The 22994-nt window shown below is 69.4% G+C and carries 15 protein-coding genes and 2 pseudogenes; 4 read left to right on the forward strand and 13 right to left on the reverse strand.

Translation table 11 applies throughout. The annotated features are described in order from the left end of the window. Positions 1-455: 455 nt before the first annotated feature. Both AB0M16_RS34560 and AB0M16_RS34565 read right to left on the reverse strand, forming a co-directional pair. Positions 456-2831 (reverse strand): hypothetical protein, encoded by a 2376-nt coding sequence (locus AB0M16_RS34560; protein ID WP_365350191.1) that lies wholly within the window; start codon positions 2829-2831, stop codon positions 456-458. Between the two features lie 14 nt (positions 2832-2845). Beyond that, positions 2846-3265, reverse strand: coding sequence for a hypothetical protein (locus tag AB0M16_RS34565; protein WP_365350193.1), 420 nt, complete (start codon positions 3263-3265; stop codon positions 2846-2848). A 522-nt stretch (positions 3266-3787) separates the two neighbouring features. Here AB0M16_RS34565 and AB0M16_RS34570 point away from each other — a divergent pair. Both AB0M16_RS34570 and AB0M16_RS34575 read left to right on the forward strand, forming a co-directional pair. Next, a complete protein-coding gene (locus AB0M16_RS34570; protein WP_365350195.1) occupies positions 3788-4561 on the forward strand; it encodes a class I SAM-dependent methyltransferase in 774 nt (257 codons plus the stop codon). Between the two features lie 253 nt (positions 4562-4814). Continuing rightward, the gene (locus AB0M16_RS34575; RefSeq protein ID WP_365350197.1) at positions 4815-5735 is read left to right on the forward strand and encodes a methyltransferase domain-containing protein; all 921 of its coding nucleotides are present in this window, start codon (positions 4815-4817) and stop codon (positions 5733-5735) included. Between the two features lie 192 nt (positions 5736-5927). Here the strand turns inward: AB0M16_RS34575 and AB0M16_RS34580 are convergent, their stop codons facing one another. From AB0M16_RS34580 to AB0M16_RS34590, 3 genes and pseudogenes are all read right to left on the reverse strand, one after another. Then, the gene (locus AB0M16_RS34580; protein WP_365350199.1) at positions 5928-7067 is read right to left on the reverse strand and encodes an ATP-binding protein; all 1140 of its coding nucleotides are present in this window, start codon (positions 7065-7067) and stop codon (positions 5928-5930) included. Positions 7068-7444: 377 nt separating this feature from the next. Beyond that, a complete protein-coding gene (locus AB0M16_RS34585) occupies positions 7445-8716 on the reverse strand; it encodes an MFS transporter (protein WP_365350284.1) in 1272 nt (423 codons plus the stop codon). Between the two features lie 111 nt (positions 8717-8827). Beyond that, positions 8828-9208: pseudogene (locus tag AB0M16_RS34590) on the reverse strand (transposase); the annotation flags it as partial. A gap of 79 nt (positions 9209-9287) precedes the next feature. Here AB0M16_RS34590 and AB0M16_RS34595 point away from each other — a divergent pair. After that, positions 9288-9662: a hypothetical protein gene (locus tag AB0M16_RS34595; RefSeq protein ID WP_365350201.1), complete on the forward strand. Its 375-nt coding sequence runs from the start codon at positions 9288-9290 to the stop codon at positions 9660-9662. Between the two features lie 112 nt (positions 9663-9774). Here AB0M16_RS34595 and AB0M16_RS34600 read toward each other — a convergent pair whose 3' ends face one another. From AB0M16_RS34600 to AB0M16_RS34615, 4 genes are all read right to left on the reverse strand, one after another. Next, the gene (locus AB0M16_RS34600; RefSeq protein ID WP_365350202.1) at positions 9775-10953 is read right to left on the reverse strand and encodes a PP2C family protein-serine/threonine phosphatase; all 1179 of its coding nucleotides are present in this window, start codon (positions 10951-10953) and stop codon (positions 9775-9777) included. A gap of 353 nt (positions 10954-11306) precedes the next feature. Continuing rightward, positions 11307-11447 (reverse strand): hypothetical protein, encoded by a 141-nt coding sequence (locus tag AB0M16_RS34605; protein WP_365350204.1) that lies wholly within the window; start codon positions 11445-11447, stop codon positions 11307-11309. Between the two features lie 41 nt (positions 11448-11488). After that, positions 11489-11677: a hypothetical protein gene (locus AB0M16_RS34610; protein WP_365350206.1), complete on the reverse strand. Its 189-nt coding sequence runs from the start codon at positions 11675-11677 to the stop codon at positions 11489-11491. Positions 11678-11927: 250 nt separating this feature from the next. Next, positions 11928-15629, reverse strand: a complete 3702-nt coding sequence (locus AB0M16_RS34615) for a hypothetical protein (RefSeq protein ID WP_365350208.1) — start codon at positions 15627-15629, stop codon at positions 11928-11930. An 810-nt stretch (positions 15630-16439) separates the two neighbouring features. Between AB0M16_RS34615 and AB0M16_RS34620 the strand changes: the two genes are divergently transcribed. Further along, positions 16440-18680 carry a S8 family serine peptidase gene (locus tag AB0M16_RS34620; protein ID WP_365350210.1) on the forward strand — a complete coding sequence of 747 codons (2241 nt, stop codon included), beginning with the start codon at positions 16440-16442 and terminating at the stop codon, positions 18678-18680. A gap of 258 nt (positions 18681-18938) precedes the next feature. On the opposite strand, the gene AB0M16_RS34625 is transcribed toward AB0M16_RS34620, so the two are convergent. The 4 genes and pseudogenes from AB0M16_RS34625 to AB0M16_RS34640 all read right to left on the reverse strand — a co-directional run bounded on the left by AB0M16_RS34625 (position 18939) and on the right by AB0M16_RS34640 (position 22637). After that, positions 18939-19511 carry a DUF4262 domain-containing protein gene (locus AB0M16_RS34625; protein WP_365350212.1) on the reverse strand — a complete coding sequence of 191 codons (573 nt, stop codon included), beginning with the start codon at positions 19509-19511 and terminating at the stop codon, positions 18939-18941. 488 nt (positions 19512-19999) lie between these two features. Beyond that, complete coding sequence (locus tag AB0M16_RS34630) at positions 20000-21376, reverse strand: hypothetical protein (protein WP_365350214.1); 1377 nt, start codon at positions 21374-21376, stop codon at positions 20000-20002. Positions 21377-21562: 186 nt separating this feature from the next. Beyond that, positions 21563-21801: pseudogene (locus tag AB0M16_RS34635) on the reverse strand (Barstar domain containing protein); the annotation flags it as partial. 38 nt (positions 21802-21839) lie between these two features. Then, a complete protein-coding gene (locus AB0M16_RS34640) occupies positions 21840-22637 on the reverse strand; it encodes a hypothetical protein (RefSeq protein ID WP_365350216.1) in 798 nt (265 codons plus the stop codon). Positions 22638-22994 lie beyond the last annotated feature (357 nt).

Here is a 22994-nt window from a genome sequence, read left to right on the forward strand (position 1 = left end):
CCACCCCCCAGGTCATCCGTTCGACAGGGGGCAACAGTCATGCCGGGCCCGGAGGCCAGCGGCCCCATTGCAGGACCGCGAAAAACATAACGGGGGCGACAGTGCGAGAACGCCGCTTGCGGTGCTTCTGCCCGCGCTGCGGGGCTGCCACAGGGCGTCGTCGGCGTACGAGCCCGCAGGTGGTCCTGGGCCGGCGCCCCAGCGCCGCCGATCGGCCGTGCCGTGGCGGTTGCGGACCGGTGTGCTCGGTGGCGTGAGGTGCCGTAGGGCCGAGAGCCGTGGCACCGAGCCCTGGAGGACAACGGGGCGGCGACGCGAGCGCCCTCGCCGCACTGAGCGGCGAGGGCGGGCCATACTCTGCGCGGCCTGGCGGACCTGGCGGACCCGGCGGACCCGGCGGACCCGGCGGACCCGGCGGACCCGGCGGAGCCACCGCGGCGTCGGGCACAGGACGATCAGGTCTGCGGCGGGTTGCCCGTGTTCGCAGCCTGGCCGGTGCCCATCATGTAACCCTGCTTCGCCGAGTCGAGGAGCTCCTTGGCCTTCTCCCCCGTGGGAGGGAGGTACAGCAGGGCGATGTAGCGATCCACCGGAGCCACGAAATGCCTTTCACCGGACAGATAGATGTCCTTGGTGGCCCGGCGGATCTCGACCTCGATGCTCTCCTTCTTCTCCTCGAGCCCCTTCTCGCCGTACTTCCCGAGGATGTCGTTGATCGTCTGCTCCACGAAGGCCGCGCCGCTGTCCATGGCCACCGGCACGAGGACGGCCCCGACGCCGACGCTCGCGGTCGTCGCGGGCAGCGCCGCGACGCCCGCGCCGACGACGGCCCCGGTACCGAGTTCGATCAAAGTCTTCATCTTCTCGTGCGCCTTCTCGTACTCCTCGTACGCCTGCTCACCCTCGGCCTTGATCTGCTCGGCGCGCGCGTGGTCGAGCAGCCCCTGCACCTGCGCACCGGCCTCGATCACGAATCCGGCAGGCCCCAGGTCGGGCAGCGGAGCGTTGGCGTCGGGGCGCACCATCGTGTCCAGCCGGGCGGTGGTGGAGACCTGGTCCGCGATCGAGACGATCTCGTAGGCATCGGGGTGCTGCCCCAGCGCGGTCAGGAAGTCGACGGCGAGCTCGCGGCTGACCCTCGCGTGGGAACCGGGATCCGCGTGCGGGACGAACACACTCTGCTGCCCCCGGTTGTCCACGGCCCACTGCAGGTCGTCGATGTATCCGGCGCCGATGCGTCCCATGCTCTCCGCCAACGCCTCCTGCTCCTTGAGCAGCTTCGCGTCGCCGTACGCGTCGATGACGCTCGCGGTCAGCTTCGCCGTGGTCTCGTCCTTGGCGAGGACCGGCTGCGGATCGTCCCAGGCATGCCCCAGCGTCGCCGCCTCCAGGGCATGGCCGAGCGCGGACGGCAGGTACGCCTCCGTACCCTTCGTGTTGTGGGGGTCGTTGCGGCCGACGTCCGGGAACGACTCCGCGCCGCCTTCGCGGGCGAAGTAGTCGAGATAGTTCCTGATCGGCTGGCCGTCCTCCTTCCCGAGGTCCGGCGGGGCGCCCACCTTGACCGTCCCGTCCGTGTTGTACGCGGTCGGCGGCTCCTCCGTGAAGAACTGCTTCGACGCCTCGGGGCTGTGGCCGAGGGCTTCGAGGACACCGGGCAGCGGGTCGTAGCCCGCCCCGTTGAGGCCGGACGGGTTGAAGATGTTCTGCTGCCAGGCGTCGCGCTTGTTGTCGGAGAACAAGTGCGGTGTCTGCTCGTGCAGTTGCACCACGTGGCCGGCGATCGGGTTGAGGAAGCGGGGGTCGTAGTCGCCGTAGCGAAGGATGCCGGCGAGCGCCTGGTAGCCGTACACCCCCATGGTGTCGCCGGGGAACAGGGGGAGCTTCTGGGTGCCGAGCTTGCGGAACTCGGCCGACCAGTCGCCGAGCGGATTGACGGGCACGCCGTTGCCGCCGGGTATCAGGATCTTGCTGTCGGGGTCGGTCGCCGTGGCGAGGCTGAGGCCCAGGTTGCGCTGGAGGTCCTGGACGTCCTTCAGGTGCTCCTCCCTGGGCCCCGCCGTGGTGTAGGTGTCCGTGGACATCTGGGCGAAGAGGTCCAGGGTCCCCTTGGGGCCGAGCTTCTCGTAGAAGGCGGTGGTGAACTCGACCGACTTCTGGTTGGCCGCCAACAGCTGGTTCAGCTGCTGGAGTTCGGCATGGGTGAGGGGATGACCGTTGGCGCCCCTGACCGCCAGCTCGTAGGCTCGCTGCGCCTCCTCGGCGTCCAGGCTGGTGTACTTGGGGGCGGTGAAGTCGTGTGCGTCGCCGACGTTCGCCGCCAGGGCGAGCCGGAGCGACTCGTCATCGGCCGTGCAGCCCGCGACGATGACCCGGATCCGCTCGGTCCAGGCGTCCAGGTCGGCCTTCTCCTCGGCCTTCGCCGCATCCATGTCCGGGTCGTGCCGGGTCGTGGCGTCGGCAGCCACGGGGTACCGGGCCGTCACCATGCCCTGGCTGTCCACGACGATGCCCGCCTTCCCCGCACCGTCGACGATCGCCTGGAGGGCGTCCTTGGCCTTCTTGAACGCGGTGTACCCGTCGAGCAGGAGCTGGTGCATCCCCTTGGCTTCCTTGGCCGCGTCGTCGAACTCCTTCGCGACCTTGCGGATGAACGCCTGACTGACCTCCGCGTTCACCCCCGCCCAGTCCGCCTTGTCGGCCTTGCTCTGCATACCGTCGCGCGCGTCGGCGGCCAGCAGTGCGAGCTTGCCCGCCATGGCCGACCAGTCGTCGACCGCGGTCTTGAGCTTGTCGACGGGCGCGTGCAGCACGTCCCAGTACGTCAGCATGGTTCGCCTCCCGCCTACTTCAGCAGCTCGTTGATCTTGGACACGGCCATCAGCTCGCCCCGGATCTCGGCGTCGTCCTTGGCGTGCGCCGCGACCGAGTAGTCCAGATGGTTGGAGATCTGCGCGCAGGCGTCCCGGAGGGTCCCCACCTGTGTGTACCACCGCTCGTGCACCTGCATCAGTTGGGCGCCGCAGGTGAATTGGGCGGCGGTGAGCGCCGCGGCCGCTTCGTAGTTCGACACCCGTACCGTCTCGGCGTCCCGCTTCACGCCCTCGTACAGCACGTTCGCGTCCGCGCCGATCGGGCCCAGGTCGTCGTCCTTGACGGCCAGATCGGGCGTGGCGCCGCCCCCTCCGGTCTGGTTCAGCCGCATCGCGACGGCGGGCTTGTCGGCCGCGTCGCGCGCCTGCCGCCATTCATCTCCGAACGACATACGTTTCCCCCGCTTCGATCGTCGTGCGTGTCATCTCGTGCCGTGAGTGACGTGCCATGGTTCGCGTGTCGTGCCGTGCCCCTCGGGTACCGAGCGCTCACCGTACGGACGCCCGTCCACCGGCGCCAGAGTCGGGTGCGCCGTACCCGGGACGTACAGATCAGGCCAGCCGTCGCAGCGCTCCTGCCCACGCGTCCCCCCTCCGCCGTCTTCGCGTGGGGGCAGCCGACGATGAGACGGACGAAGCCGGGGGACTCGTAGGTTGCACCGGAAGGCCGGCGATTTGTGGTGGTGGAGAGTTCCGCCTGGGGGGCGTCGGCGAGGAGAGGCCGCGCCTGCGTGGCGCGCGGGTCTTCGTGCACGTTCAGCGGCACCGTTCGCCGAGCAGCTTCGGCAACCGCCGGCGATCAGCCTGCTCGCGGAGACGGATGAGAAGCGACGGCATGGGGGCACGGAGAGCGTTCGCGGCCGATCATGGGGATGACAAGCGCCTTCCGGATCCAGGCACGGTAATCTCGGGCCATGTCCGAGAGATCAGTGGCGCACTTCTACGACGAGCTCGCGGACGACTACCACGTGATCTACGCGGACTGGGACGCGAGCGTGCGTCGGCAGGGGGAGGCGCTGGATGCCCTGATCGGCCAGGACCGCGCGGTGGTGCTCGACTGTTCCTGCGGCATCGGCACACAGGCCATCGGCCTGGCCTTGCGCGGGCACCGCGTCACCGGGACGGACCTCAGCCCCCGCGCTGCCGCCCGCGCCGGCCGTGAGGCCGCCCGCCGGGGGGTGAGCCTGGGCACCGCCGCCGCCGACATGCGACGCCTCCCGTTCCCCGACGGCCGGTTCGACACCGTCATCTGTGCCGACAACTCGCTGCCTCACTTGCTGACGGAACAGGATGTGCACACCGCCCTCGTCGAGATGCGCCGCGTCCTGCGTCCCGCAGGCCTCCTGCTGGTCAGCACGCGCCCCTACGACGACCTGCTGCGCGACCGCCCCGCCTCGACGCCTCCACAGGTCCACCAGGTCGCCGACGCTGCCGGAGAACGGACCGTCACCTTCCAACTCTGGCACTGGCACGACGACGGCGAGCACTACGACTTGGAGCACTTCCAACTTCTTCCGGCAGGCGCAGAATGGCGGGTCCAGGTCCGCCGGACCACCTACTGGGCACTCGGCCAGGATCGGCTGGCCGGGCTTGCGGACGAGGCCGGGTTCGTCGATCCCGAGTGGCGAATGCCGCAGGAGACAGGTTTCTTCCAGCCGGTGCTCGTGGCCCGCGCCGGCGCCGCGTAGCGCTTCCGACGTCGCTCGCCCCGACCGCCGCCCCTCCCCAAGGCCTTGAGCACCAGTACGACGCGTTGGCCGGTGCTGAGACCCGCGGCGATCTCCCACAGCCTCATCCCACCACATCGAGACCGGCACGCGGCGGGGCTGCACCTGAGCCCCCCCGTCGAGGGCCGGCCCACGCGGGGCTGTCGCCGGCTGTGTGAGGCATCCCTCTCACGTCGTCGTGGCGCAGGTGGCCCCGGAGGCTGACCATGTAGTCATGACCACCTCGCCCCGACCGCCGCACATCGGTGGCCGCCCGGATTCGACAGACGGGACCACCGCGGGCGGAGAACCCGCTGCCGCCCGCGGGTATCTGCTGGACAACGCGCGCGCCGAGGCGGGCGAGCGATTCGTTTGGCTGGCCGAGCTCTTCGACGGCGTGACGCGCGGGCACTTCGACCGACTGGGGGTCAGGGCCGGCTCGCGCTGCTGGGAGGTGGGGGCCGGTGGCCCCGGAATCCCGGAGGCGCTCGCGGCGGCCGTGGGTCCGACCGGGCACGTGCTGGCCACGGACATCGACCCGTCGTGGCTGAAGGCGGGTGACGGGTACGAGGTGCGCCGGCACGACGTCGCTGCTGACCCGCCTCCAGAGCCTGGGACGTTCGATCTCGTGCACGCCCGGCTCGTGCTCGTCCATGTACCCGACCGGGCCCGCGCGTTGGCCACGATGGCGGCAGCGCTGCGGCCCGGCGGCTGGCTGCTGATCGAGGACGCCGACACCGCCCTGCAGCCACAGGCATGCCTGGACGACGGCCCTGCGCAGCGGCGGGCCAACCGGCTGCGCGACGCGGTCCGGGAGCTGCTGGCGCGCCGCGGCGCGGACCTGAGCTACGGCCGGACCCTGCCGCGGGCCTTGCGGGAGGCCGGCTTGGTGGATGTCGCCGCGGCGGGCTCGTTCCCGGTCGGCGGGCAGGCCTGCGACCGGCTGGAGGCGGCGACCATCCGCCACGTGCGCGGCGAGCTCCTCGCCGCCGGCCTGGCTGACGACGCCGAGATCGACGCCCACCTGGCCGCCATCCGAACGGGCGAACTGGACCTGACACTCGCGCCGCTGATCTCGGCTTGGGGCCGCCGCCCGGCGCAGCACCTTCCGGCACTCGGTCAGGGACGGCTCCAGGCGTCGCCCGACGTTCGCTAGGCGCCGATACGCGGTGAGGGGTGTGGGGGAGCACTGGAGGCGCGGCGTCCGTGATCGTCGTGATGTCCAGATCCGCGTGTGCGATCTGCCATGCCTTGTGACTAATGAAGTTGTTGCGACCGACTGCGCCACGAAGCCCAGACCGCCTACCCACCCCGACCTGGGCTCACGTGTGCCTTCGGTGTGCTGCTGTCAGTGGCGGCCGGCCGTCGAGCCCCGGGCGACGACGGCCATCGCCTGCGCCGGGTTGGCGCGGAGCCAGGCGGTCACGTGCTCTCGGACGGCCTCGGCGACGCAGGCGCGGACGGGGCCGTTGCCCAGTCGGCCACGGGTTGCCCCCTCGAACTCGGGCCGATCGAGCTTCACCGACACGACCGCCGTCAGGCCCGCGCCGAGCTGGGTGGGGGTGAAGTCGGGGTTGAGCAGCTGCTCCCGGGCGTAGCCAGTGAGCGCGGCCGCCAGACCTTCTCGGAAGCCGAGCTCGTGCGTGCCGCCCCCGGTGGTCGGCAGGCTGTTGGCGTAGCTTGCGATCCGTTCTTCGCGGCGGTCGCACCAGCGGAGGGCCACCTCGACGGTTCCTTCCATTGCGGAGTATGCGCGCTCGAAGCGGATCACGTCCGGGTGGAGCGGGGCGCCCTGCTGCGCGATGTAGTCTCCCGGACCGCCCGGGAAGCGGAAGCGAACGGCGCGCGGCGCCGCGAGGTCGCGGTCATCGGTCAAGGTGATGTCCAACTCGCGGTTCAGGAAAGACAGTTCTCTGAAGCGCTCGGCCAGTGCGTCGAACGAGAACTCCAGCGTCTCGAAGATCTCGGCGTCGGGCCGGAAGGTGATCACGGTCCCGCTGCCGTAGGCCGGCCCGCTGCGGGCGGGCACCCCGACGGGCACGCCTTGCTCGTACTCCAGCACCCAGCGGGCGCCGTCGCGCCGTACCTCTGCCCTCAGGCGGCTCGACAAGGCGTTGACGACGGCCAGTCCCACGCCGAAGTAGCCGCCGAACAGCGAGCGCCGGTCAGCGGGTGGTGTGCCGCACCAGAGCTCGGTCAACCGGTTCTCCAGCGGAGGGCCGTCGGTGTGGCCGGCGTGCCCGACCGCAAGACCGGAGCCGTCGTCGGCGACGCGGACGCCGCCGTCGGCGGTGAGGGTGATCTCGACACGGCTGGCGGTGCCGCCGAGGATCTCGTTCAACGCCCGCTCGGCGGCCTCGAACACCAGGTGGTGAAGGCCGCGTTCACCGACCGACCCGACGTACATCCCGGGCCGCTTCCGCACGGCCTCCAAGCCCTCCAGAACCACGATCGAGCTGGCGTCGTACGTAGGGGATTCCTCGCTCATGATGCCCCCTCCGAGGGTGTCCGACAGAGCCTTCCCAGCTTAGGAGATCTGCGATAAAGCACCAGGTCAGAGCAGATATGGCGAGGCCGCGTACGGACTCCTGCAGGGCGATCGGGAGCGGTCGGCCGGGAGGAGTGCGCTCCGTCTCGGCAAGGCCCGCCGCAGGCCCCCGAGGACTGTCTGCGGCACTGTTCCGCACGCTCGTGGACCACGAACTGAAGAAACCTGGACCTCGGGCAGCTGCCGCAGCAGCGCGATCCTTCCCCCTCCCGTATCAGGCGCTGATCGTCGCGATGACCACTCCATCGCCGACTGGGAGCGACAGGCCGACGAGCAACGCACCGCCATGGGCATAGCGTTGCTCGAGATGACCTGTTTCAGGGCCCCTTTGGGGCGGCGGGCTTCTCGATCCCGGTGGTCACCCGCGCCCCCCGGGAGAGCACCGGGAGCCACAGGAGACATGCCAGCAGGGGGACCGCGGCGTAGGCGGCCATGCCCGCACTGGAGCCCAGCCCGTCCATGAGCGCACCGAGGACGAGGTAACCGGTGCCGATGAGCGCCGACTCCACGAATGTGATCACCGACAGCAGGCTCGCCCGGTGGCGCGACGGCACGGCCTCGTTGAACACGTTGTCCACGAGCACGGCGGTGATCTCGGGAATCCCGACCAGGGCCAGGAACGCGGCGATGGTGACCCAGACAAGACCGAGGCCGCTCAGGCCGAGTGCCACGGCGAGCGTCAGGAGAGACGCCGGGACGATGACCCGATACCCGATGCGCCGGTCCGCGCGCTCCGACAGCAAGGGAGTGAGCCCGCCGACGAAGAATCCCGCCGATATGAACACGCTGACCCATGCGGTGCCCGCTCCCTGATCGGAGAGGGTCTTCTGCGTGAAAATGATGTACGGCGTCAACGTCGCATGCATCAATCCGGACACCACGACCAGCGTCACGAGCGCCGGCGTGGCGACCCGAAGCATCGCCCGCCACGCTGTGACGTCTCCGTGCTCCTCCCGGGCTCCGTCCTGCTCGTCCACCGCGTCCGCGCCGCGGATCTCGGGCACCCGTGACCTCAGCACCACCACGGCCAGGACGAGGCACGCCGCCGAACCGACGTAGACGAATCCCCAGGAGATCCGCTGCAGTTGACCACCGAGGACGATGGCGGCTCCCGAGGTGACCGTACCGAGCATGGTGAACCGGGACTTGACCCTGACGTAGCTGGCCGTTGCACCACGACGCACGAGCAGGTCGTACAGCAGGGCGGTCTCCGAACCGGACACACATGCCATGCCCACGCCCTGCCCGACAAAGAGCGCCAGGAACACCCAGTAGTGGGAGAACGCCACCTGCCCGAGGAGACATCCCGCTATCAGCACCTGGCCGATCACGATGCTGGCACGCCTGCCGATCCGGTCGGCGATGACTCCCGTCGGCAGCTCCGCAAGTCCGCTGACCACGTAGAGCAGTGTCTGCAGCAAGGCCACTTGCCCGGCCGAGAAGCCTCGCTGCTGGAGGAAGAGGACGAACACGCCGCGCTGGAAAAGCGTGTTGGCGAGCACGGCGTATACGTAGAACGGGCGCGTGACGCTCCGTGCCGCATCGCCGACTGCAGCCGACGCTCCAAGGGCCTCCGTGGTACCGGTCATGCTGCGAGCTCCCCCCGGTGATTCCGTTGAAGAATACTGGTGAGCCTTCGCCGCCGACCGAACCCCCTCCGGAGAATCGTCTCGTGCTTGCGCCAACTGATCGTTTCGGAATGATCTACGGAGCCGTCGGGGGCAGATGATGCTGCAGGCGAGTTCGAGCAGGCCCTGATGGAGGTCGGCTCGGCGTTCGTAGCGGATTCGGAGTCGCTCGAACTGGTGCAGCCAGGCGAAGGCACGCTCGACCACACAGCGCACCTTGCCGAGACCGGAGCCGTGTGCAACACCGCGGCGAGCGCTGATCGGCTTGATACCGCGTTTCCGCAGGAGGCGGCGGTACTTGTCGACGTCGTGGCCCCTGTCGGCGTACACACGCCGCGGTTTGCTGCGGGGACGTCCTCGCCGTCTGCGGATCGGGGGGAGCGCATCCAACAAGGGCAGGAGTTGGACGTCGTGGCGGTTCCCGCCGGTGAGCGAGACGGCAAGCGCGGTTCCATGGCGGTCGTCGATACGAGGCTGCAGCCTGCCAGAGAACCCGGTTGAGCATGTTGAGCCGGATCGACATACTCCGCGGATGACCAACACCGGGGACAAGGACACTGACCAGGGTTGGGATGAACCCTGGTACCGCGTCCGCACAGATCGGTTCGAGGCGTCATTCCTGCCCAGCGTCGGCGATGATCTTGATGCCGTCTGCAACGTCGACGTGGAGGTACGGCTGGCAGCGGACGGCTCCCGCTGGAGCGCGACTGTGTTCACCCTCGCCGAGGTCGAGCGCCTGATGAAGAGGTGGTCCCAAACAGGCGAGGAGCTGGGCGGCCGCTTCTTCTGGTGTTCTGACGGGCTGATAGTCCGGGACCCCGGCATCGACAACATGACCCAGGTACTCGCCGGCCTGCTCGACACCGGTGACTTCACGCAGGTTCTTCAGCGACTCGATGACGAGTAACCAGTGCCCTCATTCTGAAATGATCAGTAAGACGCCGCTTCTTATGGCGTGGTCGTTCTCTGAGCTGCGCGGTCTCAGCGCGGTCGCCCCGAGAGGAACGGCGGAGGCAGCGTCAGTCTCGGTGGGGGTGCCATTCGGCGAGGAGGATGGTGGCGTCGTCGCGGAGCTGATGGTTCTGGTGGTGGAGGAGCTCCTGTACCAGGCGGCGCAGGGCCTCGGGCGCCGGGTTGCCGGCGGCGGTCGAGCGGATCACGGTGTCGGCCAGCCGCTGTTCGCCGAAGATGTCGCCGGCTGTAGACCTGGCCTCGGTGACGCCGTCACTGTAGATCAGGACCCGGTCGCCTGGCTGGAGCCGCACGCGGTGTACCGCGGCCGGAGCCGCGATGTGGAAGCCCCAGCCGAGCGGGAGATCAGCCTGCCGTTCGAGCATGCCGGTCAGCACACGGCCTTCGCGGATGAGCAGCGGCGGAGGGTGAGCGCAGTTGACCCAGGTGAGTGTCCCGTCCCCGACGTCCAGGTGGGCGATGATCGCGGTCATCAGCCGGTCGGTGAACCACTCGCTCAAGATCTGGTCGATGGCCGGAACGATGTCCGCGAGCGATCCACCCGCCCGCCGGGTGGCACGACAGGCAGCCAGACCCGCGGCGCTCGCGCCCCCCGAGGCGAGGTCGTGCCCCATCGAGTCCAGCATCGTCAGGTGCAGCCCGCCGTTGACGAAGCTGTGGTCGAACGCGTCCCCGCCGATTTCATACGCCGGCTCCAACACCGCGGAGGAAGTCACGCGAGCCGTGCCGATCGTCCGTGGCGGCAGGAACGCCCACAACAGCTCGGCCTGCACCGTCATCGTCCTGCGCCGCTCCGCATCGATCAGCAGGTCACTGTGCGTGGACTTGGACACCAGCAGCAGGGCCGTCACTCCCGCCAAGACCTCGCACCGGCCGATCAGTTCCTCGTCGAATGTTTCGGCCGTGGCTTTGAGTACGCCGAGCCGTTCGACACCGTCGACCATCGCCACCCACACGGTGCGACCATCCGCCGAGCGCTGCGTCCGCTCTGTCCGGTAGGCAAGCCCCGCCAGGGAAGCGTCGATGTCGAGTGTGGGGTCCACCGGCCCCGCCAGCGGCTGGGGTAGCGCCACCAGCGCGGCTTGTTGCAGGTCCGAAACATAGACGGCCGTGCCGGCCAGGCCCATCCGCCGGCCCGTCTCGAAAACCAGCTCGGCCAGGTCCCCGCCCGGCACCAGGTGAGAGCTGACAACCAGGTCCGCCAGCACCTTCTCGTGCGGTTCCATGACCCACGCCTTTCACCCGGTTACCGTTGTCAGCCACTGCCGCCGAGCGTATGCGCCGACCACGCCACTGCCTGGCGGCGGCACGCGGTCAGGCGGTAGCCCAAACGGGGCGTGCAGGCGCCCTCGATCCTGATCCTGCCGTGAGGCGATGGGCGGGGACCCGGTTCGCATTCCCCCGGACCATCCGCCAGAGTCAGCCGCGGCGCGCGGCCCAGTGCGGCCGGCCACACGCCCCGCCGGGCGACCGGCGCCGCACGGAGCCGCTCGTACCGGTGCAGCAAAGACAAGAGCAAAGCGCGGGCGCCGAAGCTCAACTCATTCTCGGACGAGCGGTAGACCGCGCTGCCATCGAGTCACGAGCGGACGTACGCTGTGCGACCGACGCTGAGGAGCCCCTTGTACTCGAAGGCTTCGCCCATGGGGGTCTCGCCGTAGTGGAAGCGTCGGACGTCGCGCTTCTTGCCGGTGGCGGCGTCGAGGAGGTGAAGGCGCACGGCCGGAATCATGAGCATGTCTTCGCGTGCGCCGACCACGGTCAGCTTCCTGTCCTGGAGGTGGGGCCGCTGGCCAGGTCGAACGCGACGGCGGTGTCCCGGTTGCCGACCTTGTTGACGTAGCGGCCGTCGAGGGCGTAGAGCCTGGTGTCGTGCAGAACGTCGACGGGTTGGCGGGCCTCCGGGCCCGCCAGGACGATGGCGTACGAGTCGCCCTCGTGTAACGCCAAGTCGTGGACGCCCAGCACCCGCACCGGCCCCTCGCGCCGCTCCGGTGGATCAGGCTCGATCACGCCACCGGCCACAGGCGGGAGAAGCGCCTCAAGGCTCCGCGGACCGCACGCCTGACATCGTCGCAGGAGACCCTGGCATCACGGGCGCCCGATCACAAGATCTTCGCCAGAGCCGAATTACGCGACCGTCCACAGCTCCCCAGTGACCGAGCGGCGCCGCGGGAGCTTCTCTGTCCCTTGAATCTTGTCACTGGCGGCGGTGGCTTCGTCGTGCGCGGCTTGTCTTGCGCGGTTGCTTGCGTGCGGGTGGTGGGACGGTCGACTTGACGGCGGGTTCGGGCTCCAGACGGACGGGTACCACGGCTGCTGCCAGGAGTCCGTTGTCACTGGAGTAGGTAAAGCTCTGCTGCAGCTGGTGCGGCGACGCCATCAAGCTCCGGTGCGTGGGGGAGTGGTGCAGGTCGAAGGCGTAGCCGTAGAAGACCATCGCGCTGGAGCGAGCGCGTGCCGCCTGGCGCCACTGGCTGGACGTGCGCGTTGTCGCGCGGGCGATGACAGTGCCGTCGTCGTGCCTCAGGGTCAGTTCGCGGCCGGTCAGGACGAGGGTGAGCTGCTCGGGTGAGCCGACGACGGGCTCGGGCCCGGTCATACGGCGAAGGCCCTTGTGACACGCTCGGTGGATCTGCATGTCGATGGACTTGCCCGTGTCCGGTGATGTGACGCGGAGCATCTTCTCTGGCTGGAGGATGACCAGGGGTCGTGCGCTGGGGAGGAACTGTCGGGCCTCGGGCAGCAGGACGTCGAGGCTGGATCGCCCGGCGAGGACGCCGTAGACGGGGTCGGAGGACAGGGCGAGGACCGCGTGGCAACGCGCGTTGTCGTACTCGTCCTTGGCCGTCGGGTTCGCATGGAGGAGAGGGAGCCCGCCAGCGAGGACCGCATCGCCCTCGAGCTGGACGCGCTCGTGCACGGTTTCCCGCAGCACGGCGGCCAGCCGGGGCAGGAGGCCCGCGTAGATCCGCTCCCACACGCTGCCGGGGTCATGGGGGTCGGTGAAGACCTTGTCGGTGAGCCGGCGCATCAGCTCGAGGGGCATGGCGTCGTACGCGTTCTGGCGGACGGCTTTCCAGATGTCGTGGACGACCTGGAGCAGGATGAACCGGCCCTCGTCGGTCGCTGTCTCGAAGGCGGGGTTGTCACGGACGCTGGTCTCCTCGAAGAGCCGGCCCAGCAGCTCCACCGCCCGCTGCTCGCCTGCGAGGACCCACTGCCACGCGGCTTCGCACCCGACGTTGTGGACAAGGTGGTGCAGCGCGAAACCGTACAGCGTGTGGGGCCCGGCGTAAGGCAGGAACTCGGTGAGTGCGGTGTTGGCCTGTTCCCAGTTGCCCTGCATGGCGTGAGCCTCGACCAGGAGCCGCTTCAGGTCGGCGGTGGCGGGCGACCACGGATCACGGATCCGGGAAAGGGCCGGCACGAGGGCCTGCTCGGCCTGCTCAGCCTCGCCGCGGCTCAACAGGTCCTGAATCTGCAGGAGCTCCTCCACCTCGAGCGCTTCGGCCGTGGCCGACTGCCCGTCACCCAGCGCGGCGAACTCTCGCTGCAGCTGTGCCAGCAGCTCGCTCTCGCCGGTGTGCAGCCGCATGCGCAGGATCCCCGAGGCCGCCGAGGCCAGGCCGGCGACCGGCTCGGGCACGGGCCCCTGCAGCTGTCGGAGGAAGGCCAGCACCGCACGCAGGTGGGAGCCGATCTGCTCATCGGCGTCCGGGTCCTGGCACAGGTGGGCCAGGTGGGCCAGCATGGCGTGAGCCTGTGCCGTCACGCCCGCATCGGGCTCCCCGGCTCGGCTCAGCCACTCCAGTTCCAGCTCCAGCAGTCCCCGCGCGGCGTCGTACTGGCCGTGCGCATGGTGGAACGCCGCGAGGTTTCCCATGAGCAGAGCCGTGTGCTCGTCGGCCACCTGAGCGCTGCGGATGTGACCGACCAGGACGGTGGCGTGCTGAGCCAGCTCCCAGGACCGCTCGGCCTGCCCCGTCACCAAAGCACCCCGCAGCCAGCGGTCGGTGTGACACGCCAGCTCGGACAAGCCCGCGGACGCGCTGTGATGCGTGAGCCCCAGCTGGTGGGCGAGGAGCTGCTGCAGCACCGCATTCATCGACACGGTGTCCTCGCTGCCGGGGAAGGACTCCTCCCGGACGGGCAGCGGCTCGTCCAGGCGAACGAGGGACACGTTCAGCAGCTCGCGCAGGACTTCACGCACCGGGACCTGCGCCTCGTCGAAGACCACCCACCCAGAGACGGGCGGCAGATCCTGCGGTGAGACGAAGGCGCTCGCCAACGCCAGATGAACCGGCGCCCGCCGCGGCGCCAGCCGGCACAGCGCCGCCACCGTGGCCAGGGTCACCGGGAGCAGACCCCGAGCCCGAGCGCCGTCGACCAGGCGCTCGGCACTGACCGCGACCGCCGCCGCCAGCGTCCGGGGATAGCCCGAAGGCACCGCCTGGTCGTCGTCCGCGGCCCGGCTGATCAGCGTGTCAGCGTAGGCCGCGAGCCGCTCCACACCGATGCCGCAGGTCACCAGATAGCCGCAGGCCACCTCGATCGCCAGTGGCCAGAACTCCAACGTCCGCGCCAGCCGGGACAGCGTTGCCGCGTGCCTGTCGGCCTCGTCCTCGCCCAGCTCCAGCCGTAGCCGCAGCAGCCGCATGGCCTCATCACTGCCCATGGGGCCCAGCTCGATCCGCCCGCCGGCCGCGTGCCAGTGCCCGCCCAGCGAGGTGACGATGACCCGGCCCCGCCCCCGGCGCGGCAGCCAGGCCCGCGCGACAACCGGGCTCGCGTCGTCGAACACCATCAGCCAGGCCCCCGGCAGCGACTGCAGCTGCGCGTGGACCCGCTCGCGCAGCAGCCGCGGATCGCTCACCTCCGCCTGCGGGCGCGAACCGGTCAGGTGCGCCAACACGCGGACGAACGATGCGACCAGGGCCTCCTCACTGTCCGCCTCCACCCAGAACACACTGTCGTACCTGAACGCCCGATCTGCCACGTACGCCGCTGCCAGGCTGGACTTTCCCAACCCCGACAGCCCCGTGACGACACAGGTACGCACGCCCGCAGCGTCGTCCTCGCCGCCTTCAAGGACGTCACTCACGCGCTCGACGAGCCCTGCGCGATCCACCTCGGGAAGCGGCGGCATCTGCCCGTACACGATCCCGAATTCCTGCCGGCCCACAGCCGACATCAGCTCCTCGTCACCGACCAGCAGCAGGCGGCGGAAGTCCTCCACCGTCCACAGCGCGAGTGCGGGGTCCGCCGCCCGGCGCATGACCTCGGCCACCAGGAAGCCCAAGACCAGCCCACCGGCACGGTGCCCCAGCCCCAGCCCCGCACTCTCCCGCTCCGCACGCAAAGCATTGTGGAGGTCCTCACGAAGCTGCAGGTCACTGCGGGCGTCGAACTCCACCCCGCTACGTCCCAAACGCTCCCACTGCTCAGGCGACAACGCCTCACAGACGCTCCACACAGCAGGCGCCCGCTTCAGAAGGGTCCGCATGCCCGCCTGCAAGGCGGGGACGTCGCCACCATGACGGGCAAGCAACTCAGCCAGCTGCACACAGCTCTCGTCCGGTGCCGCTGAAGTGATCAGCCGGTACTCCAGGGCGTCGAAACCGGTGACGAGCCGCACCAGCACGGAAACCGCTTCGCGAGCGGGCATGACGCGCCCTGCTCCCGCGCTCTTCACCTGCACCGCCATCAGCGAGCGGCCGTCGACGTCGGCCAGATCGAAGTCGACCGAATCCACATGCTGCAGCGACACCGCGGCCCCGGGCCCCTCAACACGACAGGCAGCCACCTCAGACCTACCGGCGCCGGCCAACAGCGCTTCCACCGTCCGCAGGTACTGGTACTGAAAGCCCCGCGCCGCAATCCGCCCACCGTCGACAGCCATGAATCCCCCGCACCAAAGACGTCCTGAACAAGCAGGCTAGATACCCTGTCTGACACCGGACACCCGTCAGCACCCGCGGCCCACGGCTTTCAGACAAACACCATCCCCCCGACCCGGTAGCGCCCTGCCTGGTTGAGTGACGCACCGCTCGCCGAACGGCTGACGCACCTGAACCCCTCACCCAGCGTTCCGGCGATCCCTGGCACAGAGCCGCGACCTGCCGGGCGAGGCATGGCAGCCGGACGAAGACCCCGACCTGTCCGTCCGGTACGCCGCCGCCCTGCGGCCCGACGCCCCGGCAGCGGTTCTGCTGCGGCTCGTCCGGGAACACGGTGATCCCTCCGCTGGAGCGGTGGAGCGGTGGAGCGGTGGAGCGGTGGAGCGGCGGAGCGGTGAAGCGGTGAAGCGGTGAGCCGTGAGGTACCTCCATGGACGGGTGCCACGGAGCCGGCGCAACAGGCGAGGTCAGGAAGGGACCGCACGGTCGCTCCACGGCCGGCTCCAGGTGTCGACGCGGAGTGGATCCGGTCCTGGTGGGAGCAGGCCGAGGCGGCGCTGACGAATCTGAGCGCTGCGGCCGGCTTGGAGTTGTCCGGTGGGGTGCTGAATCGATACCTCCGGCCCCCTGCGCTCACACGGCCGGGTGGAGGCGTGTCCCTGAACCCCTTCGTCACTCTCCGCAGTTAGATTGAGGTCTGGACGTCCGGCGCCCGGGTCAGCCGCGGTGTCCTGCGCGTGGATCCGCGTTCCTTCCCCTTCCACTCAGCTCCCCTGTTCGGGCGCGGAGCGCGCCCAGGAAACGGAACCGTCATGCGGGTAATCGCCTACTTCATGCACGAGCATGAGGAACAGGCCGCGCTGAGCATGCTCGGCAACGCCACCCTGACCGACAGTTACGTCATCGGAGACATCGCCGAGGGCGCCATTGCGCAGCTGGAGAGCGCCGGGCTCACCGTCGACAGACTGGACGACGTGCGCGGCGAGACGTCCGCCATGGCTCGCGGGCGTGTGACCGGCAGATCCGCCTTGCCTGAAGGGAACGGCGAGGCAGAGGCTCTGACGGTCGCGCCGGGTGACCGTACGTCGTGGATCGTCCAGCTGGGCGAACCGCTCGTCGAGCGGTACCGGGACGAGATCAACGCCACCGGTGTCGAGCTGCAGCGCAGTGTCCCGGTGAACGCCTACGTCGCGGCCGCTACCGAATCCCAGGCCGGTCAACTGGCCAACCTCGACTTCGTGGTATCCGTCGACCGCTACGGTCCCCAGGTGGCAGCGCCCGTCCGGCTCCGCGCGGGCGAAACCCCGGCCCCGCCCACCGCAGGCGAACCGAGGACGGCCGCCGACGGCCGCATCTGGGATCTGCGGCTGGCGACGCCGGCCGCCCGCGAGTCGGTGATGGCGTGGCTCGAGGATCACGAGGACTCTTCCGGCCTGCGGCTCATCGCCTCCGCTTCCCACCGCATCCGGCTCAAGATCCCCGAGGGGTCGCCGCTGGAGATGGAGATCCCTCAACTCCCTGACGTGCTCGACATGGTCGAGTACGTCCCGCCGAAGCTGTGCAACGACCTCGCCGTCCGTCTGATGGGCATCGTCCCCGACGGACCGGGCAGCAGTGGCGTGCCGTTCACCGGCAAGGGGCAGATCGTGGCGGTCGCCGACACCGGCCTGGACCAGACGCACCCCGACTTCCAGGGCCGCATCGTCGGCGTTGCCGCGCTCGGCCGCCCCGGCGACAGCGACGATCCCGACGGGCACGGCACCCACGTCGCGGGCTCCGTGCTGGGAGACGGCTCGGCCTCCCAGGGACAGATCCGCGGCGCCGCTCCCGAAGCGAAGCTCTACTTCCAATCGATCATGGACGCGGCGGGCAACCTCGGCGGACTGCCCCTGTCCCTGGCCGATCTGTTCGAGCCCGCTTACCAGGCCGGCGCCCGCATCCACAGCAACAGCTGGGGCGCCGCCACCGCATCCGCCTACACCATCGACTCCGACGACGTCGACTCCTACGTCCACGAACGGCGCGACATGCTGGTCGTCATCGCCGCCGGCAACGAGGGAACCGTCGGCGTACGCCTGAACTCGCCCAAGGGTTTCGTCGACTGGGCATCCATCGGCTCACCCGGCTCGTGCAAGAACGCCCTCACCGTAGGAGCCGGCCGCAGCGACCGCACGAGCGGCGGCTTCTCCCAGGCCACCTACAACAGCCTGTGGCCGGGCGACTACCCCGACCCGCCCATCGGCACCGAACGCGTTTCCGGTGACCCGGAATCCCTCGCCGCCTTCAGCAGCCGCGGCCCCTGCGACGACTTCCGCGTCAAGCCGGAGATCATGGCCCCCGGTACCGACATCCTGTCCACCCGCTCCTCCCTCGCCCCCTCGAACCACTTCTGGGGCACCCCGCACCCGAACCCGCGGTACGCCTACATGGGCGGGACCAGCATGGCCACCCCCCTCGTCGCGGGCTGCGCCGCACTCGTACGCCAGTACTACGTCGACGAGCGCAGCGCCCAGCCCAGCGGAGCCCTCGTCAAAGCCACCCTGATCAACGGTGCCCGCACGCTCTCCGGTCCCGACTCCACGGCCAAGGACCCGTACTACCACCAGGGCTTCGGCGCCATCCACATGCCCACGACCCTTCCCCACGACGGCGCCGCCGACTTCGCGCTCGAGTTCGTCGATACGTGGCAGAAGCCGGCCAAGCAGTTCCAGCGCACGGGGGAGCGCAAGCGCTTCAACGTGACGGCGGGATCAGCCACGCCCTTCCGGCTCTGCCTCGCGTACACGGACCTGCCCGGTCGCGGTCTCCAGAACGACATCAGCGTGATCGTCCAGGCTCCCGACGGCACCAAGCATGCCGGGAACGCGGGTCTGCCCAACCGGCTGCTCGGGACCGACTGCACCAACAACGTCGAGGTCGTCCGCATCGACTCGCCCCCTGCCGGCACGTACCTCATCCAGGTCTTCGCCCGTAACCTGCTGGCCGGACCACAGGACTTCGCCCTCGTCGTCACCGGCAACCTGAACGGCCCGGTCACGCAACTGACCAACTGATCCACGACTGACCAACGGCCCGGGGCCCGACAGGACAGGCGGACAGGCGGACAGATGGTGCGGCGGCTGCGGCGCCATTTGCCCGGGCCGGTCGGCGGCGGCACTGCCCGACCAGTGGCAGCGCCGCCGACCAGAGCGTCCGTCGTAGCGATACGGCGACGGGACCTGGTGCCGTGAGCGCGAGCCTCGCCGGGTCGGCTGGTCATCAGCTCCTGGTAGTAGTGGTCTGCCGCCCCACCGGATGTCTTCCGACAGGGCTCAGTGCTCGGCGGCTTCCTCGGTCCAGACGCCGGTGGGGTGCTTGTCGACCGGAAGCCACAAGCTCGGTTGCGCGCGGCAGCCCGGACTGGCTCGCTCGTCCGACGGCCGGCGGTGATCTCGGTCAGGCCAGAGGACCTGGACGACAGGGACGGGATGCCGGCGGTAGAAGCCGACGGCCGTGCCCAACAGCGGCCGGTGCCAGCTGACGTCCACGGGTTGGAGCTGGACCTCGTACCCTTCGATGACGTCCGGAAGCAGCGTGCCGGGCTCGGTCGCTGCCCCGTCCCGGAGCTGGCCGGCCGCGGCATTGACCCAGTGCATCAGCCCTTGAAGCTCCAGCCCGAACATGGCGACTTCTGGGATCCGATAGGAATGCCACAGGCCGACGGTGAAGGACCAGTTCGGGATGTCCTCCCCGCCGACCCCCACCACGTGCCAGCCGTACTCCCGAATGTTCGCCATCTCCCGGGACCAGTGCTGTTCGATGTGCTTGCGTGCCTGGAAGGTCGCCGAGGTGGTGGGATCGCAGAGTACGCAAGGGCACGGTGAGGACGCGGTCGGCTCAGTCACCCGGGTATCCAAACAGACCAGGACCGGCTCACACCGCGCGGGGCGCCGCCAATGCCACGCAACCGCACGGGCGGGCACGAAGCAGGTCTCAGGTCTCAGCCACCGCGCGGCAACGCCACTGGACAGCAAGAGCACCCTGGGCTGAGTCGTCTCGGGGCACGTTGCATCGCTGACGGCCTCGCCCCTCGTCGGAAGTCTGCGTCTCGCTCCCGTTCCCCGACGAGCAGGTCGAGCTGTCGGGTTCGCCGTCAAGGCCCTCCGCCGGTCGGGTACTGGCGCGGGGGAGTGGCACGGCTTCGAGGTCGCCGCGGCGGCCGCCCCCGGTCTCCGACCGTGACGTCCACCAGCACCGCAACCTCGTGGAACGGCGCTTCGTCCGCGTCAAGCAGGAGTGAGGCACGGTAACCCGCCACGACAAGACTATCGAGTCCCGCGAAGCGGCCGTCACCCTCGCCTTGCCTCTGAATGAGGTGTGACAGGGCCGCCCCCTAAAAGGGTGGCTCCAGCGAGTACCCGTCCTCCCGGAGAGGGACGGGTGTGCTCTTCGCTCTGGCGGCTCGCTGTTCAGCCGCTGTGGGGTGCGTGGCTATGGCCTCGGCCGCCTGCCCTTGCTGGACCAGGACCTCGAACAGTTCCTCACGTGCCTTGATCGAACCGAGACTCCGCAGTTCCGTGGCGGCGGCATCGAGGTGGCCAGCGGTGCTGAGGAGGCCGGCCCTGACGATGCAGGGGTCGCTCCACGGGTCCGGGTGGGCTTCGACCACGGCTATCGCTTCCTCCGCTCGGCCGAGAGAGGCAAGAGCGAAGGCCCGCCAGCTGTGCTGGAACTCCGCATGGCCGTGGTGGGGCACGGTGAGGGGGTGGTCCAGGAGATGGAGCAGTTCCTGGGGCCGGTCGTGGAGCGGGTGAACGAGGGGCGCCAGCAGGTTGCCACAGTCGTACGAGCTGAAGCCGGGTGCGGCCACGGTGATCGCGTCGTCCAGCCGGCCGTCCCGCAGCAATGCCGAGGACAGCCAGGCCCGGTGCCCGGCCCAGTCATCAGCGGCGATGGCATCACGCATCACGGTCTCGGCTTCCTGTACCCGGCCGCGGTCTCGCAGGGCTTGGGCGTAGATGTGCAGAACGGTGTGTGCGTGCCGTCCGGTGGCCAGCTCGCGCAGCGCGTCCAGTCGGCCGTGGCGTGCCAGCAGTTCGGCGTAGGCGGTGAGAGTGTTCTGGGTGAGGCAGCGACGCTCGGCTATGGCCTGGCCGAGGATGCGCATCGCCTCGTCGACGCGTCCCGCGCGTTCGAGCACCCGTGCCTGAAGCTCCTGCACGTCCGAGCGGGAGCAGTCCCACCGACTCTCGTCGCTGGCGTGCCGCGCTGCTTCGGCGTGCGGGGCGATCAACTCCAGCAACCACTCGTCGCGGTCCTGACCTTCGGTGATCTCCACGAGGACCGATCGGATCCACGACTCACCACAGTGCGGCACGAGCAGGTCGATGGCCTCGTCGACGCGCCCTGCCTTGGCGAGCAGCTCGGCGAAATCGCGGCACACGATCTGTGAGGCGCGGCCCTCCTCGTCCGGGCGGACCAGATCCAGGGCCTCATCCGTCCGGCCCGCCCGCAGCAGGACGTCCGCCTTCACCCACAGGGCTGTCCGCCACCCCGTGGCGGCGAACGGCTCCACCACTTTCAGCGCCCGTGCGAACTCGCCCGACCGGCACAGCTCTTTCGCTGCGCGTTCCGCACAGAACCACTCGCCGCGCTCCTCTGCCGCCCTGATCACCAGGTCCAGGTGACCGTGCTCCAGCAGAAGGTCCACTTTCCGGGGAGAAAGACCGCCGTAGTTTTCGGCCTGCCACGAAAGATCATCTATGCGCACAGCTGGAAGCGTAGAAGTAGCCACTGACATGCCACCGAGGGGGCGGCCGGTCGCTCCTGTCGGCGTGCGGCAGGGCAGCAGCCTCCGGCCCCCGGTCCCTCGGCCGCGAGGAGATGCCGGCCCCGGGGCCGCCGACGGGTGGCGCGAATGACCTTCCCTGGACCAATGCCTGGAAGCCACCAGCCATCACCGAAGGATGACGCTCACGCCCCGTTCCTCGAAGATCTCCAGAAGCAGGTCGAACACCGTCACCTCGCGATCGCCAACAGGCACCCGCTCTACCAACCGTGCCCGAGCCTCGGCCGAGGAATCCCTGTGCAGGTGAATGGAGCAGTGGCGCCCCACCCGCCGCAAAGGCAGGCGTCCAGAGCGTCAAGGTTCCAGCCGAAGTATCCGCCGGATCCGTTGATGGCCTCACCGAAGGACGCGCGACTACGTGCGTTGGGCCCGGCGTTTCTGGGGGTCAGGTAGCGCGGTTTCCCTCGGCGTCGCAGGGCAGATCGGCGGCGGGGCCGTTGGCGGCGAAGTCGCGGTGCGCCTGCCTTTCGGCCTCCGCAATCGCGGTCGGTGCGATGTTGATGATGCCGCCGAAGGGGCGGTCGACGTCGCGGATGATGACCAGGGCTGTGGTCAGCAAAGCGGTGATCACGACGAGGGTGATGACCTGGCCCCTGTTGTTCCTCCTGGGAAGGCAGATCCCGAGGGCGGTGACGGTGATGACGAGGGTGGCGAGCAGGAACCAGAAAATGGTGCTGGGAATACTGGAGGTGGCCTGCGTCAGGCGTTCCTCGCGTTCGTCGGAGCGTTTGTTGTCTGCGGCGACGAGCATCCCGAAGACCGGCTGGCCGGCCAGGTTCTCGAAGTTCTGACGAAAGCCGGTCGACCAGATGCTGGGGGCCGGTGAGCCGTTGCCGTCGGCCATGGCAGACCATTCCTGGACGCGGACGGCACGGGCATAGCAGACGGCGCCGGCCTGGATGCGTGCCCGCTCGGTGGCGGGGGCGTATTCGGCGGTCTCGACGAGCTGGTCAAGGGCCCGGGCCTCGCCGCGTGAGGCGACTTCCGCCCTGCCGTAGGAGCCGTTGGCGGTCACCAGGACGAAGGAGAGCAGCAGGACGGTCATCGTCAGCAGTGGACCGACGAGGTCCTTGACGGCCATGCCCTCGTCGTCGTCGGCGTTGACAAGTCTCGGCCGCAGCCAGCGGTTGGCGGCCAGTCCCGCGAGCAGGGCCAGCAAAGCGACGACGATGACGAGGACCACGGAATGCCACCTCGGGGCAGAGGGGCGAATCCCGGCGGCGGCCGGGGCGTCGTGATCATCGCCGCGGCCAAGCCGCGGGCGGAAGAGCGGAACCGTTTCCTCGCCTCACAAAGAGCGACACAACTTACACCCAGCCGGACGGCGCCTGTCGCAGCCAAACTGCCCAGGTGGTGGATTGGACGCAGGTGCACGACTGCTACGGGGATGCCGATCGGGTTTCCGAGCTTCTGCCCTTCTTGCCCTTGTGGAGCTTCTGGAGCTGGGTTGGAGCTCGAGGACTACGCCGAAGCAGCACCCCGCCCGGACGGCTCGCTGTGCGAGCCGTCCTTCCGCTGTTGGCTGAGGAAATGGATTGCC

This window comes from Streptomyces sp. NPDC051921, assembly GCF_040680975.1.
GTDB lineage: Bacteria > Actinomycetota > Actinomycetes > Streptomycetales > Streptomycetaceae > Streptomyces.